Source organism: Streptomyces sp. NPDC050674 (genome assembly GCF_040654575.1).
In the GTDB taxonomy this organism is placed as follows: domain Bacteria; phylum Actinomycetota; class Actinomycetes; order Streptomycetales; family Streptomycetaceae; genus Streptomyces.
On the sequence record NZ_JBFAIG010000004.1, the window covers coordinates 306,413 to 321,719 of the forward strand.

Below are 15,307 nucleotides of genomic sequence, written 5' to 3' on the forward strand. Positions count from 1 at the left end.
CGGGTCAGCCGAGGATGCCCCGGTCGTAGGCCACCGCCACCGCCGCCGCGCGGTCCTTGACGCCGAGTTTGGCGTAGAGGTGGGTGAGGTGGGTCTTGACGGTCGCCTCGCTGATGAACAGGTCGCGGGCGATCTCGCGGTTGGAGGTGCCCTTGGCGACCAGGGCGAGGACCTCGCGTTCCCGGGCGGAGAGCGGCTCGTTGCCGGGGGTCCTGGGCGTGCGGACCGCGCAGACCAGGCGGGAGGCGACCGCCGGGGAGAGGACCGTCCGGCCCTCCGACGCCGCCCGTACGGCCGAGAACAGCTCCTCGCGCGGGGCGTCCTTCAGCAGGTATCCCGTCGCGCCCGCCTCGATCGCGGGGAGGGTGTCGGAGTCGGTGTCGTAGGTGGTGAGGACGAGGACCTTGGCACGGGCGCCGGTGCGGATCAGCTCACGGATGGCGTCCACCCCGCCGCCGCCCGGCATCCGCAGATCCATCAGGATCACGTCCGGGTCCAGCACTGCGGCCAGCGAGACCGCCTCGACGCCGTTCGGCGCCTCCCCCAGCACGCGGAAGCCCGGGGCGGACTCGAACATGCCGCGCAGGCCGTCCCGTACGACGGGGTGGTCGTCGACGATGAGCAGGGTGATGGGGGCGTCCCCCGGCGCGGCGTCCTCAGTCATGGCGGACCAACGGTACGCGAGCCGAGACCGCCGTACCCTGGCCCGGCTCGGACTCGACCGTCAGGGTGCCGGCGATGCGTTCGGCGCGGGCGCACATGCCGGGCAGGCCGAAACCGCCGGTGCGCGTGCGTGCCGGGACGGTGAGGGGTTCGAAGCCACTGCCGTCGTCGCGGATGTCGAGGATGACCTCGTCGCCGAGGAAGGACAGGGTGACGCCGACGCGGGTCGCGGCCGCGTGCCGGGCGATGTTGGAGAGGGCCTCCTGGACGATCCGCAACAGCGTGGCCGCGACCTCCTCGTGGAGTTGCTCGGCGGTGCCGGTGACCGTGAAATCGGCACGCACACCGGTCCGTTCGCCCCACTCGGCGACCGTCTTCTTCAGGGCTTCCGGCAGGCCGGCGTCGGCCAGTGCCACGGGGGCGAGGTTGTGCACGGAGCGGCGGGCCTCGCCGAGGCTGTGCCGGGCCAGGTCCGAGGCGCGTTCGAGGTGGGTGCGGGCCGTGGCCAGGTCGGGGGCGTTCGCCACGACCTGGAGCTGGGCGATGATGCCGGTCAGGCCCTGGGCGATGGTGTCGTGGATCTCGGCGGCCAGCCGACGGCGCTCGTCGGCGACCCCGGCCTCCCTGGCCTGCACGAGCAGTTGGGCGTGCAGGGCGGCGTTCTCGTCGAGGGCCTGCTGAAGGGCGGTGTTGGTGCGTTCCAGTTCGCTGATGGTGACGGCCCGCTCCCGGGAACGCTGCTCCTCCTGCTGGGCGATGTGGCCGACCACCGTCAGCAGGCCGAAGTTCGTGGCCAGCAGCACGCCGAACAGCAGCCACTGGATCCGGCCGTCGATCGGCATCCCGCCGGACTGCGAGCCCGCCACCACGACCACGGTGGCGAGCAGACCCAGCCACTGCCGGCGCCGTCCGGCGATCAGTTCGTCGCTGTCGAAGTAGCCGGCGGACGCGTAGAACCCGAAGAAGGGGTTCAGCCAGGTGAGGGCGAAGGCGAGCGCCCAGCGCAGGACGTAGTAGACGGTCCCGCGCACGGACGGGGTACGGCGGCCGCGGCGGGGCCCGTGCCACAGCTGGAGGAGCACCGCGGCGACGAGCAGCGCCCCGCCCGCGTACCACTCGGCCGGACTGACCATCAGCTCGTGCGAGGCCACCGACAGGAGGGCGGAGACGGCGAGCAGCCCGTAGACGCCCCAGGTGTGGAACTGGTTCTGCCGGTGTTCGATCCGCTCGTCCGCCAGGGTCATCGCGCCATTGTGCACGGCTTCCCGCCTACTCCCAGCGGAACCGGCGCGCGGCCCCGGCCGTCAGCAGCAGGGTCCAGGCCACCAGCACCCCGAGGTGGTCCCAGCCGGGCCAGCCGCCCGCCGCGGCCTGGTTCAGGGCCTCGGCCGCCGCGCCGAAGGGCGTGAAGCCGACGCACCGGGCCAGGACGCCCGGCATCGTCTGCACCGGCATCCACACGCCCGCGCAGAACATGGCGGGGAAGAAGACGGCCGACCCGATGGCGCCGGCGATCTTCGTCGACCGGGACAGCGCGGAGATCACCGCACCCAGCGCGAGGGCGGCGAGCACGGCCAGGAGCAGGGCGAGGGCGTAGCCGAAGCCCTGGCGCGGCAGCCGGACGGCGAAGGCGAGCCGGCCGGTCATGAGAGCGAGCAGTGCCGAGACCAGGGCGGCTCCGCCGAACAGCAGCATCTGCGCGGACAGCAGGGCGGTGGGCCTGACCGGCGTGGTGGACATCCGGCGCAGGATGCCGCGCTCGCGGTAGCCGGTGAGGGTCTGCGGCATGGCCTGGACCCCGGCCATGATCAGTCCGAGCAGCACGCTCACCGGGACGTAACCGTCGACCGGGCGCAGCCCGCCGAAGTCCGGGTCGGCCTCCCGGAAGGAGGGGATCGAGCCGAGGATCACCAGGAGCAGGGTGGGGAACACCAGGATCCAGAAGCAAGCGCCGGGCTCTCTGCGGAAGAGGCGGATCTCGCTCTTCAGCACGGCGGTGTCGACGAGGGCGGTGCTCATGCCGCCGCCTCCTTCGTGAGGTCGAGGAACGCGTCGTCCAGCGTGGCGTCGGTGACCCGGAGCTGGTGGGCCGTGACGCGGGTGCGGGCGAGGAGGGTGATGACGGCGTTGACGGTCTCGTCGGTGCCGGACAGGATGACGCGGCCCTCCTTGTGCTCGGCCGACGCGAGTCCGGGCAGGGCGCGCAGATCACGCTCGTCCAGCGGCGCGGACGGGGTGAAGCCGATGACGGTGGCGCCCGCCGAGCGGCGGATCAGCCCGGCCGGGGTGTCCAGGGCGGCCACCCGGCCCTTGTCGATCACGGCGATCCGGTCGCACAGCCGCTGCGCCTCCTCCATGAAGTGGGTGACGAGCAGCACGGTCACCCCGTTCGCGCGGATGTCCTCGATCAGCTCCCAGGTGTCGCGGCGGGTGCGCGGGTCCAGCCCGGTGGTCAGCTCGTCCAGGACGACGGCTCTCGGGTTGCCCACCAGGGCTAGTGCGATGAACAGCCGTTGCTTCTGGCCGCCGGAGAGCTTGGCGAACCGGGTGCCGAGCTCGGTGCTCAGCCCTAGGCGTTCGGCCAGGGGCCGCCAGTCGAGCGGGCTCGGGTAGAAGGCGCTGTACAGCTCCAGCGCCTCGCGGACGGTGAGCTTGGCCTGGAGTTCGCTCTCCTGGAGCTGCGCGCCGAGCACCCGCCGGGTGGCCTCGTGGTCGGTGACGGGGTCGAGCCCGGTCACCCGGACGCGGCCGGAGTCGGGCACCCGCAGCCCCTCGACGCACTCCACGGTGGTGGTCTTCCCGGCGCCGTTCGGGCCGAGGATCCCGAAGATCTCGCCCTCCTCCACGGCGAAGGAGACACCGTCGACAGCGCGGCGGCCGGCGTAGCTCTTGCGCAGTTCGGTGACTTCGATGATCGGTGCGTTCGGCATACCGAAAGGGTCCCGGCGGGGCGGGGTCCGCGGCATCGGCCGTCCCGCTCGAACGGGCATCAGCCGATCGGCTGATGCGGCGGTACGACCCGGCCGCTGACGCGCTGTGACTCGTCGAACAGGCAGGTCGCGGGACCGACGGCCGGTCCGGGTCCGGCGGAAACTCGGTGGGCAGTGTCAGTGGCGATCCGTAGGCTCGCTGCTGATGGCCACGACACCCGCCCCCGCCCAGGACCGTTCCGCCGTGCGCACGCTGCTGCGCCTGTGGCCGTATGTGCGGCCCGTGCGGGCGCGGCTGTTCAGCGCCGCGTCCGTCGCGATAGTCGCCTCCTGTGTGGGCCTGGTGATTCCGCTCGTCCTGAAGTGGATGGTGGACGGGCCGATCGCCGGCCGGGATCCGGCAGGGGTGTGGCTAGGCGCGCTGTACCTGCTGCTGCTCGGCTTCGCGGAAGCCCTGCTGTTCGGGCTGCGGCGGTGGCTGGTGGCCCGTCCGCTCTCCCGCGTCGAGGCGTCGATGCGGGCGGGTCTGTACCGGCATCTCCAGCGGCTGCCGGTGGCCTTCCACGACCGGTGGGCCTCGGGGCAGCTGCTGTCCAGGGCGACGACGGACCTGATGCTGCTGCGCCAGTTCCTCGCCTTCCCGCTGACGTTCCTGCTCGTCAACGGGGTGACGATCGTCGTCGGCGTGGTCATCATGCTGCTCCAGGACTGGACCCTGGGGCTGGTGATCCTCGGGCCGGCCGTGCCCGTCATGGTCACCTGCGTGATCTTCGAGAAGCGGTACGCCGAGGTGGCCCGGCGCGCCCAGGACCAGGTCGGTGACCTGACGACGGTCGTCGAGGAGAGCGTGCTCGGCATCCGCATCATCAAGGGCTTCGGCCGCCACCGGAGTCAGGCGCTGGCTTTCCGCGACCTGTCGAAGAGGCTGCGCGGCACGGAGCTGCGCAAGGCGCGGCTGCTGGCCACGATCTGGGGCGTCATCGTGACGCTGCCGGAGGTGGCGATCGGGGCGGCGCTGGTGGTGGGGGTCGTCCAGGTGGCCGACGGCGCCCTGTCGGCGGGGACGCTGGTGGCGTTCCTGTCGACCGCGCTGGCGCTGCGGTGGCCGGTGGAGTCGATCGGGTTCCTGCTGGCGATGAGCCAGGAGGCGGCGACGGCGACCGAGCGGTACTTCGAGGTGATGGACGAGGACACGGAGGGGGAGGCGGAGAGGGCCACCGCCGGCCCCACAGCCGAAGCCACCTCCACGATCACCGCCGGCCCAACAGTCGAAGCCACCCCCACGACCACCGCCACCGCCACCGCCACCGCCACAACCAAAGCCACCTCCACGACCACCGGCGCCCCCACCACCGCCGCACTCGCCACCGCCAGCGGCGCCCGTACCGGCCCGGCAGACCCCCGGGACCGGGGGCTCCGCTTCCACGGGGTGCGGTTCCGCTACCCCGACGCCCCGCCCGGCACCGCGCCCGTCCTCCAGCACATCGACCTGCACATCCGCCCGGGTGAGTCCATGGCCCTGGTCGGCGCCACGGGCAGCGGCAAGACCACCCTCACCGCGCTGATCCCCCGCCTCTACGAGCTGACCTCGGGCCGTATCACCCTGGACGGCGTCGATATCACGGGCCTGTCCAGGGAAGCTCTGCGCGCCAAGGTCGCCGTGGCCTTCGAGGAGCCCACGCTGTTCTCGGCGGCGGTCGGCGACAACGTTCTCATGGGCGCGCCGGACACCGCCGGCCCGGCCGAGCTGGAGCGTGCCCTCGCCGTCGCCCAGGCCGACTTCGTGCACGCCCTGCCCCAGGGGACGGACACCCAGGTCGGCGAACAGGGCCTGAGCCTCTCCGGCGGTCAGCGCCAGCGCCTCGCGCTCGCCCGGGCCGTCGTCGGGCAGCCGGAGTTCCTCGTCCTGGACGATCCGCTGTCGGCGCTGGACGTGCACACCGAGGCCGCCGTCGAGGCGGCCCTGCGGCAGGTCCTCGCCGACACCACGGCCCTGATCGTGGCGCACCGCCCGTCCACCGTGCTGCTCGCCGACCGCGTCGCCCTGCTGTCCGGCGGCCGGATCGCCGCCGTCGGCACCCACCACGAACTGCTGCGCACCAACGCGGAGTACGCGCATCTGATGTCAGGGGAAGAGGAGGGCGCACGATGACGGCGGCCACCAGCGCACCGGCCGGCAGCCAACCCGGCGACCCTCGCGAGGACCGGCCCGCCGCCACCGGCGACCCCTTCGACCGGGACGTGCTGCCCACCCCGCCGGGAGCCACCGGGGCCCTGCTCCGCTCCCTGCTCGCGCCGCTGAGGGCCAGGGTCGCGGTCACCACCCTCCTGCTGCTGCTCCAGCAGGCCGTGGTGCAGGCCGGTCCGCTGCTCGTGGCGTACGCCATCGACCGTGCCGTGCCGGCGTTCCGGGCGCAGGACCACGGGCCGCTGATCGCGGTGGGCGCCGGCTATCTGGCGTGCGCGCTGACCGCGGGCGGGCTCCAGTTCGCGTTCGTGGGCGCCGCCGCGCGGGTCAGTCAGGACGTGCTGCTCGACCTGCGGGGCCGGATCTTCCGGCACGCGCAGGCGCTCAGCGTCGACTTCCACGAGCGCTACACCTCGGGCCGGCTCATCTCCCGCTCCACGACCGACGTGGAGTCGCTGCGCGAACTGCTGGACGAGGGCCTCCAGGAACTCGTGACGGTCGTCCTCTCCTTCGTCTACATCTCGGTCATGCTGCTCTGGCTCGACCTGGGCCTCGGGGGTGTGGCGGTGGCGTCCCTGGTGCCGCTGTACACGCTCGTGCGGTGGTACCAGCGGCGGGCGGGCCGGGTGTACCGGGCGCGGTCGACGGCCATCGCGGCCGTGATCGTCAAGTTCGTCGAGACGATGAACGGCATCCGCCCGGTGCGGGCCTTCCGCCGCGAGGCCGCCAACGACGCGGACTTCGGCGTGCTGAACGGGCGGCACGAGCGGGTCAACGGCGACGCGCTGCTGGAGATGGCCCGTTACGTCACCGGCTCGCGGCTGGTCGCCAACACGGCGGTCGCGGCGATCGTGCTGTGGGGCGCCTACCGGGTCGCGGACGGCACCCTGGCCCTCGGTGTGCTGGCCGCGGCCGTGCTGTACCTGCGGCGGCTGTACGACCCCATCGACCGGCTCGGGATGTTCCTGAACTCCTACCAGTCGGCGGCGGCCTCCCTGGAGAAGATCGCCGGCCTCCTCGCCCAGAGCCCGTCGGTCCCCGAGCCGGTCACGCCCCGGCAGCTGCCGCCCCTGGAGAGCGAGCACCCGGGCCGCGAGGTGGTCTTCGACGGCGTCCGCTTCGGCTACCGCACCGGCGGCGAGGTGCTGCCCACGTTCGACCTCACCCTGCCGGCCGGGCAGACGGTCGCGGTCGTGGGGTCCACGGGCGCAGGCAAGTCGACGCTGGCCAAGCTGCTGGCCCGGTTCTACGACCCCTCCGACGGGCGGGTGCTGCTGGACGGCGTCGACCTGCGCGACCTTCCCGTGCCGGAGCTGCGGCGCGGGGTGGTCATGGTGACGCAGGAGGCGTTCCTGTTCTCCGGCACGGTCGCCGACAACATCGCGATCGGACGCCCGGACGCCACCCGCGCGGAGATCGAGCAGGCGGCGAAGGAGATCGGAGCGCACGACTTCATCACCGCCCTGCCCGACGGCTACGACACCGACGTGCGCAAGCGGGGCGGTCGCATCTCCGCCGGTCAGCGCCAACTGGTCGCCTTCGCCCGGGCGTTGCTCGCCGACCCGGCCGTGCTGATCCTCGACGAGGCGACCAGCTCGCTGGACGTCCCGGGTGAGCGCGCGGTGCAGCGGGCCATGACGACGGTGCTGAAGGGCCGTACGGCCGTGGTCATCGCGCACCGGCTGTCGACCGTCGAGATCGCGGACCGGGTGCTGGTGATGGAGCACGGCCGGATCGTGGAGGACGGGGAGCCGGGCGAACTCATCGCGGGCACCGGCAGGTTCGCCGACCTGCACCGGGCCTGGCGGGACAGTCTGGCGTAGGGCGCGGCGAGGGGGCGGGCGGATGATCGACGCGTACGAGGACCCCGGCACACCCGACCGGCGCGGTGGCGCCCGGTACCTGTGGTGGCTGGTCACCCGGCAGCCGGGGCGGTGTGCCGCCGGGGCGATGTTCGGCAGCGTGTGGATGGTGCTGCTGGCGGCGACGCCGTTTCTTATGTCCCGGGCGATCGACGAGGGTCTGGAGCCCGGCGACATGGGCGCGCTGGTGCTCTGGAGCGGCGCGCTGTTCGCGGTGGGGGCCTTCAACGCCTGGCTGAGCGTCATGCGGCACCGCACCATGACGCGGGTCCGCATGGACGCCAACTTCCGCACGGTGAAGGTCGTCGTGGACCAGGCGGTGCGGCTAGGTGCCTCGCTGCGGCGGCAGGCGGGCGCCGGTGAGGTGGTCACCATCGGTGTGGGCGATGTGCAGACGATCAGCCAGTCGCTGACCGTGGTGGGGCCGGGGGTCGGCGCGGTCCTGGGCTATCTGGTGGTCGCCGTGCTGCTGGTGTCGGTCTCGGGCTTCGTCGCCGCGATCGTGCTGCTCGGCATGCCGGTGCTCGCCGTGGTGATGGGGCCGCTGCTCGGCCGGTTGCAGGGCTCGGAGGCGGAGTACCGCGAGCGGCAGGGCGTGCTGACCGCGCGGATCGGTGATCTGGCGGGCGGGCTGCGGGTCCTCGCCGGTCTGGGCGGCAAGCGGCTGGTGGCGGACGCGTTCCGGCGGGACTCGCGACGCCTGTGCGACCAGGGGTACCGGGTGGGGGCGGTGACCAGCTGGGTGCAGGCTCTGGGCGTGGGGCTGCCGACCCTGTTCCTCGCGGTGGTGACCTGGCCGGCGGCCCGGCTCGCCGCGCAGGGCGACATCACCGTGGGCCAGCTGGTGTCCGTCTACGGCTATGTGGCGGCGCTGGTGTGGCCGGTGGCCTTCCTGGTCGAGTGCGGCCACCAGGTCAGCCGCGGCCTGGTGTGCGCCCGCCGGGTCGTACGCTTCCTGCGCCTGGAGCCGATGGCCCACTCGGGGGCCCTGGACGCCCCGTCCGAACCGTCGGCCCTCCACGACCCCGAGTCGGGCGTGCGCGTCCTGCCGGGACGCCTGACGGCCCTGGTCGCGGAACACCCCGCGGACGCCACGGCGGTGACGGACCGCCTGGGCCGCTACGTCCCGTCGGGTGCGACCTGGGGCGGCACACGTCTGGACGACATCGCCCTGGACCAGATCCGGTCACGCATCCTGGTGTCCGACCACGAGGCGGACCTGTTCGCCGGAACCCTCCAGGAGATGATCGCCTCCTCACTCGGCGGCGCGGGGAACCGCGCGAGCGGCCCCCTCGCCCCTCCGGCCGGACCGCCGCACCCCGCGGCGATCCGCGAGGCGCTCCACACGGCCGCGGCGCAGGACATCGTCCGGGCCCTCCCCCTCGGACTCGACACGCCCATGGACGCCCAGGCCCGCAACCTCAGCGGGGGCCAGCGCCAGCGCATCCGCCTGGCCAGAGCCCTCCTCGCCGACCCGGAGATCCTCCTGGCCGTCGAGCCCACCTCCGCCCTGGACGCCCACACCGAGGCCACCGTCGCCACCCGGCTGAGGAAAGCACGGGAAGGCCGCACCACGGTCGTGACCACCACCTCCCCTCTCGTCCTGGACCGCACGGACACCGTGCACTACCTCAAGGACGGCAAGGTCGAAGCCTCCGGCACCCACCGGGAACTGCTCGTCACCACCCCGGGCTACCGGGCCCTCGTCGCCCGGGACACCGAGGAGGTCCCGCGATGAGCCGGACCCGCCTGCCGGTCGCCGAACGGGCCGACACCCGGCGCGCCCTGCTGGGTCTCGTCCGGGCCGACGCCCGCGCCTTCGGTGTCGTCCTCGGCCTGAACGCGCTCGCGGCCCTGGCGGGACTGGCCGGGCCGTGGCTGCTGGGCCGGATGATCGACGAGGTGCGGGCCGGGCACGGGACGGCCGCCGTGGACCGGCTGGCGCTGCTCCTGCTGCTGAGCGCCCTGACGCAGGTGCTGCTGGCGCGCTGGGCCCGGTACGTGGGGCACCGTTTCGGGGAGCGGACCCTGGCCCGGCTGCGGGAGCGGTTCGTGGACCGGGCGCTGGCGCTGCCCGCGTCGGTGGTGGAGCGGGCCGGCACCGGTGATCTGACGGCTCGCGGGACGGCGGACGTGACGACGGTCGGCAACACCCTGCGGGACGCGGGGCCCGTCCTGCTGGTCAACCTGGTGCAGGCGCTGTTCCTGATCGTCGCGGTGTTCCTGCTGAACCCCCTGATCGGTGTCCTCGCGGTGCTGGCGTTGACGCCGATCGGGATCGCCCTGCGCTGGTATCTGGGCCGGGCCCGGGACGGGTACCTCGCCGAGGGCGCCGCCACCTCGGGCGTGGCGGAGATCGTGGCGTCGACGGCGGCCGGGGCACGCACGGTGGAGGCCTTCGGGCTCCGGGAGCAGCGCACGGCCGCGAGCCGGGACGCCCTGGAGACCTCCCGCCGCACCCGCTCCTACACGCTCTTCCTGCGGTCGGTGTTCTTCCCGGTGATGGAGACGTCGTACGTCCTTCCGGTGGCCGGTGTGCTGGTGGTCGGCGGCGCGCTGCACGCGTCCGGTTCCCTGAGCCTCGGGGCGGTGGTGACGGCGGCGCTGTATCTGCACCAGCTGAGCGCGCCCCTGGACGAGGTCCTGGTGCGGATCGAGCAACTCCAGTCCGGCGGCGCCTCCTTCGCCCGGGTGGAGGGGCTCGCCCGGGCTCCGCGCGCGGCCGGTGAGGGCGGGTGTCCGGATCCGGACGGTGACCGCATCGACGTCCGCGGGGTGCGCTACGCCTACGACGGGGGCGTCGAGGTGCTGCGCGGCGTCGATCTGACGGTGCGGCCCGGGGAGCGGCTGGCGGTGGTCGGGCCGTCCGGGGCCGGCAAGACCACGCTGAGCCGGCTGATGGCGGGCATCGACGCGCCGACCGCCGGCTCGGTGACGGTCGGCGGTGTGCCGGTCGCCGGGCTGGGCCCGGAGCGGCTGCGCCGCCAGGTCGTCCTGGTCACCCAGGAGCACCATGTCTTCCTCGGGTCCGTCCGCGACAATCTGCGGATCGCCGAACCGGCCGCGCGGGACGAGGAGTTGTGGGACGCGCTGGCCGTGGTCGGCGCCGAGGGGTGGGTGCGGGAGCTGCCGCGGGGCCTGGACACCCCGCTCGGCCAGGGCGGTCACCGCACCGACGGCTCACAGGCCCAGCAACTGGCGCTGGCCCGGGTGGTGCTGGCCGACCCGCACACGCTGATCCTCGACGAGGCGACCGCGCTGCTCGATCCGGCGACCGCCCGGCACACCGAGCGGGCCCTGGCCGCCGTGCTCGAAGGGCGCACCGTCATCGCCGTCGCCCACCGGCTGCACACCGCGCACGACGCGGACCGGGTGGCGGTGATGGAGGACGGCCGGCTGTCCGAACTCGGCACGCACGACGAGCTGGTGACGGCCGGTGGGGCCTATGCGGCGCTGTGGCACTCCTGGCATGGGGACCGGCCCGGGGAGAGCGACACGTCCTCCCGATGACATGTCCGTATAACGAACATGAACTTCCGGACAACGAACCTTTTCCGGCCATAGTTTTGACGCGGTCCTGACAGAAAGCGCGGTCCCCTGCCACGCTTCCCACGACTGCTCCACAGGAACCCCACAGCAACACCTCCACCTCCCCAGGCCGGGCGACCCCCGGTCCCGCAGAAGGAGCCAGTGTTGAGAAGCAGTTCCTCGCGAAGAGGCACCTCCCACAGACGCACTCCCCGCCGCACCGCGGCCGTGGCCCTCGCCGGCGTCGCCGCGCTGATCGCCGCCGCCGTCCAGAGCGGCTCCGCCGTCGCGGCCCCGGAGAAGGCACCGTCGGCCGCGAGCAAGGCGAACCCCGGCGCGGAATCGGTCAGGCTCAGCCCCGCCCAGCGCGCCGCGCTGATCCGCGAGGCCGAGGCGGACAGGGCGCGGACGGCCCGGGACCTGGGTCTCGGCGCCAAGGAGAAGCTGGTCGTCCGTGACGTCGTGAAGGACGCCGACGGCACGGTCCACACCCGCTACGAGCGCACCTACGACGGCCTGCCCGTCCTCGGCGGCGACCTCGTCGTCAAGACCGCCGCGTCCGGAGCGACGAAGTCGGTCGTCAAGGCGACCCGCGCCGCCATCGAGCCGGCCACCACCACCGCCGCCCTCCCCGCCGCCAAGGCGAAGAAGCAGGCGCTGGCAGCAGCCAAGGCGGACGACGCCAGGAGCGCCGACGTCGACAAGGCGCCGCGCAAGGTGATCTGGGCCGCGAGCGGCAAGCCGGTCCTCGCCTACGAGACCGTCGTCGGCGGCCTCCAGAAGGACGGCACCCCGAACGAGCTGCACGTCGTCACGGACGCCGCCACGGGTGCCAAGCTCTACGAGTACCAGGGCATCGAGAACGGCACCGGCAACACGATGTACAGCGGCACGGTGACGCTCGGCACCACGCAGTCGGGGTCGGCGTACAACCTGACGGACGGCGCGCGCGGCGGCCACAAGACCTACAACCTCAACCGCGGCACCTCCGGCACCGGCACGCTGTTCTCCGGCCCCGACGACGTGTGGGGCAACGGCAGCGCCTCCAATGCGGAGACCGCGGGCGCCGACGCCCACTACGGCGCCGCGCTGACGTGGGACTACTACAAGAACGTGCACGGGCGTTCGGGCATCAAGGGCGACGGCGTCGGCGCCTACTCCCGTGTCCACTACGGCAACAACTACGTCAACGCCTTCTGGTCGGACAGCTGCTTCTGCATGACCTACGGCGACGGGTCGGGCAACACCCACCCGCTGACGTCGATCGACGTGGCCGCGCACGAGATGACCCACGGCGTCACGTCCAACACCGCGGGTCTCGTCTACAGCGGCGAGTCCGGCGGCCTGAACGAGGCCACCTCCGACATCTTCGGATCGACGGTCGAGTTCTACGCCAACAACGCCTCCGACGTCGGTGACTACCTCATCGGCGAGGAGATCGACATCAACGGCGACGGCAGCCCGCTGCGCTACATGGACAAGCCCAGCAAGGACGGCGCGTCCAAGGACAGCTGGTACTCGGGCATCGGCTCGGTCGACGTGCACTACTCGTCGGGCCCCGCCAACCACTTCTTCTACCTGCTCTCCGAGGGCAGCGGCACCAAGACCATCAACGGTGTCACGTACAACTCGGCTACCTCGGACGGCCTTCCGGTCACCGGCATCGGCCGGGACAAGGCGGAGAAGATCTGGTTCCGCGCGCTCACCACGAAGTTCACCTCGAACACCAACTACGCGGGCGCCCGCACCGGCACCCTCGCGGCCACGGGTGAGCTCTACGGCACGGACAGCGCCGAGTACAAGGCGGTCCAGGACGCCTGGGCGGGCGTCAACGTCGGCACCCGCTCCGGCGGCGGAGGCGGCGGTGGCACGTCCTTCGAGAACACCGCCGACGTGGCGATCCCGGACCGCGGCTCGGCGGTGACGTCCTCGATCACCGTCTCCGGCCGGACCGGCAACGCCCCGTCCAACCTCCAGGTCGCGGTGAACATCGTCCACACCTACATCGGTGACCTCAAGGTGGAGCTGGTCGCCCCCGACGGCACGGCGTACACGCTGAAGGGGTACGGCACCGGCGGAAGCGCCGACAACATCGACACCACCTACACGGTGAACGCCTCCTCCGAGGTGGCCAACGGTGTGTGGAAGCTGCGCGTGCAGGACAACGCGGCCGCCGACACCGGCTACATCAACAGCTGGAAGCTGACGTTCCCGTAGACCGGCAGATCCGTCGGCCCGTTGGGCCTCCAAGTCAGGGCGTCGCCCCGGTGGGTTCGAATCCCCCGGGGCGGCGTCCGTTTCACCTGCCCTCGCGTACATCTGGTCGTCGTTTTCCGGCCAACATCACGCCGCACTCCTGACATGTACGCGTCCCCAGTGCCACTCTTCCCCCACCCCGCACAGCACCGCAGCACTTCCCCCACACCGAGGAGCTCGTGTGTCCACGTCTCTCTACGCGCGTCAAAAGCGCGCCACGCTCGCCATCGCCACCGCCGTCGCCGCCGGTGCCCTGCTCACCACCGGACTCACCTCCGGCAGCAGCGTCGCCGCGGACGCCGCGAGCAAGCCGGCCCTCGCCGCCGCTCCCGTGCTGCTGTCGGCGCCGGCCCGCACCGCGCTCATCCAGGAGCAGCAGGCGGACGCCACGCACACCGCCCGCGAGATAGGCCTCGGCGCCCAGGAGAAGCTGGTCGTCAAGGACGTCGTGAAGGACGCCGACGGATCCGTCCACACCCGCTACGAGCGCACCTACGCGGGCCTGCCGGTCCTCGGCGGCGACCTCGTGGTGCACGCGTCGAAGTCGGGCACGACGAAGGGCGTCACCAGAGCCACCAAGGCGACCCTGAAGGTCGCCTCGCTCAAGCCCGCCGTCACCGCCGCCAAGGCCGAGAAGCAGGCGGTGACCCTCGCCAAGGCCGCCGGCTCGGACAGGACCGAGGCGAGCTCCGCTCCCCGCAAGGTGATCTGGGCGGCCGACGGCAAGCCGGTCCTCGCCTACGAGACCGTCGTCGGCGGCCTCCAGGAGGACGGCACCCCGAACGAGCTGCACGTCATCACCGACGCCGCCACCGGCAAGAAGCTCTACGAGTACCAGGGCGTCGAGACCGGCACCGGCAACACCACCTACAGCGGCCAGGTCACCCTCAGCACCACCAAGTCGGGGTCCACCTACAACCTGACGGACGGCACCCGCGGCGGCCACAAGACCTACAACCTCAACCGCGGCACCTCCGGCACCGGCACCCTCTTCTCCGGCGCCGACGACATCTGGGGCACCGGCAGCGCGTCCAACGCCGAGACCGCCGCCGCCGACGCGCACTACGGCGCCCAGGTCACCTGGGACTTCTACAAGAACACCTTCGGCCGCAACGGCATCCGCAACGACGGCAAGGCCGCCTACTCCCGCGTCCACTACGGCAACAGCTACGTCAACGCCTTCTGGTCCGACAGCTGCTTCTGCATGACCTACGGCGACGGCTCGGGCAACACCCACCCGCTGACCTCGCTCGACGTGGCCGCGCACGAGATGAGCCACGGTCTGACCTCGGTCACGGCGAAACTGAACTACAGCGGGGAGTCCGGCGGCCTGAACGAGGCCACCAGCGACATCTTCGGCGCGGGCGCCGAGTTCTTCGCGAACAACTCCTCCGACGTCGGTGACTACCTCATCGGCGAGGAGATCGACATCAACGGCGACGGCAGCCCGCTGCGCTACATGGACAAGCCCAGCAAGGACGGCGCGTCCAAGGACAGCTGGTCCTCCAGCCTGGGCAGCGTGGACGTCCACTACTCCTCCGGTCCCGCCAACCACTTCTTCTACCTGCTGTCGGAGGGCAGCGGCTCGAAGACGATCAACGGCGTGACCTACAACTCGCCCACGTCCAACGGCTCCACGGTCACCGGCATCGGCCGGACCAAGGCGCTGCAGATCTGGTACAAGGCGCTGACGACCTACATGACGTCGACGACCAAGTACGCGCAGGCCCGCACGGCGACCCTGAACGCGGCCTCGGCGCTGTACGGCGCGTCCAGCACCGAGTACAAGGCGGTCGCGTCCGCCTGGTCGGCCGTGAACGTCGGCTGACCGGAGCACGGCCACGGGCGGTACCCGGACCCCGGCGGGTCCGGGTACCGCC

At 72.3% G+C, this 15,307-nt stretch carries 10 protein-coding genes; 6 read left to right on the forward strand and 4 right to left on the reverse strand.

Annotation, left to right across the window (positions count from 1 at the left end; all coding sequences use genetic code 11):
• Positions 1 to 4: 4 nt before the first annotated feature.
• Genes AB0I06_RS10080 through AB0I06_RS10095 form a run of 4 tightly spaced genes read right to left on the reverse strand, consistent with a single transcriptional unit; the run spans position 5 to position 3,593 of the window.
• Positions 5 to 664: a response regulator transcription factor gene (locus AB0I06_RS10080; protein ID WP_363118275.1), complete on the reverse strand. Its 660-nt coding sequence runs from the start codon at positions 662 to 664 to the stop codon at positions 5 to 7.
• A complete protein-coding gene (locus tag AB0I06_RS10085) occupies positions 657 to 1,907 on the reverse strand; it encodes a sensor histidine kinase (RefSeq protein ID WP_363118276.1) in 1,251 nt (416 codons plus the stop codon). The genes AB0I06_RS10080 and AB0I06_RS10085 overlap by 8 nt, the downstream gene beginning before the upstream one ends.
• A gap of 25 nt (positions 1,908 to 1,932) precedes the next feature.
• Positions 1,933 to 2,682: an ABC transporter permease gene (locus tag AB0I06_RS10090; protein ID WP_363118277.1), complete on the reverse strand. Its 750-nt coding sequence runs from the start codon at positions 2,680 to 2,682 to the stop codon at positions 1,933 to 1,935.
• Positions 2,679 to 3,593 carry an ABC transporter ATP-binding protein gene (locus AB0I06_RS10095; RefSeq protein ID WP_363118278.1) on the reverse strand — a complete coding sequence of 305 codons (915 nt, stop codon included), beginning with the start codon at positions 3,591 to 3,593 and terminating at the stop codon, positions 2,679 to 2,681. Before AB0I06_RS10095 ends, AB0I06_RS10090 begins: the two co-directional genes overlap by 4 nt.
• A gap of 205 nt (positions 3,594 to 3,798) precedes the next feature.
• On the opposite strand from AB0I06_RS10095, the gene AB0I06_RS10100 reads away from it, so the two are divergent.
• The 6 genes from AB0I06_RS10100 (at position 3,799) to AB0I06_RS10125 (ending at position 15,255) form a co-directional block, all read left to right on the forward strand.
• Positions 3,799 to 5,745 carry an ABC transporter ATP-binding protein gene (locus AB0I06_RS10100; RefSeq protein ID WP_363118279.1) on the forward strand — a complete coding sequence of 649 codons (1,947 nt, stop codon included), beginning with the start codon at positions 3,799 to 3,801 and terminating at the stop codon, positions 5,743 to 5,745.
• Positions 5,742 to 7,604, forward strand: a complete 1,863-nt coding sequence (locus AB0I06_RS10105) for an ABC transporter ATP-binding protein (RefSeq protein WP_363118280.1) — start codon at positions 5,742 to 5,744, stop codon at positions 7,602 to 7,604. Before AB0I06_RS10100 ends, AB0I06_RS10105 begins: the two co-directional genes overlap by 4 nt.
• Before the next feature lie 22 nt (positions 7,605 to 7,626).
• The gene (locus AB0I06_RS10110) at positions 7,627 to 9,381 is read left to right on the forward strand and encodes an ABC transporter ATP-binding protein (protein WP_363118281.1); all 1,755 of its coding nucleotides are present in this window, start codon (positions 7,627 to 7,629) and stop codon (positions 9,379 to 9,381) included.
• Complete coding sequence (locus tag AB0I06_RS10115; RefSeq protein WP_363118282.1) at positions 9,378 to 11,153, forward strand: ABC transporter ATP-binding protein; 1,776 nt, start codon at positions 9,378 to 9,380, stop codon at positions 11,151 to 11,153. The genes AB0I06_RS10110 and AB0I06_RS10115 overlap by 4 nt, the downstream gene beginning before the upstream one ends.
• 183 nt (positions 11,154 to 11,336) lie before the next feature.
• Positions 11,337 to 13,388 (forward strand): M4 family metallopeptidase, encoded by a 2,052-nt coding sequence (locus tag AB0I06_RS10120; protein WP_363118283.1) that lies wholly within the window; start codon positions 11,337 to 11,339, stop codon positions 13,386 to 13,388.
• A gap of 220 nt (positions 13,389 to 13,608) precedes the next feature.
• On the forward strand, positions 13,609 to 15,255 hold the full coding sequence (locus tag AB0I06_RS10125; protein ID WP_363118284.1) for a M4 family metallopeptidase: 1,647 nt from the start codon (positions 13,609 to 13,611) through the stop codon (positions 15,253 to 15,255).
• Positions 15,256 to 15,307: the final 52 nt, after the last annotated feature.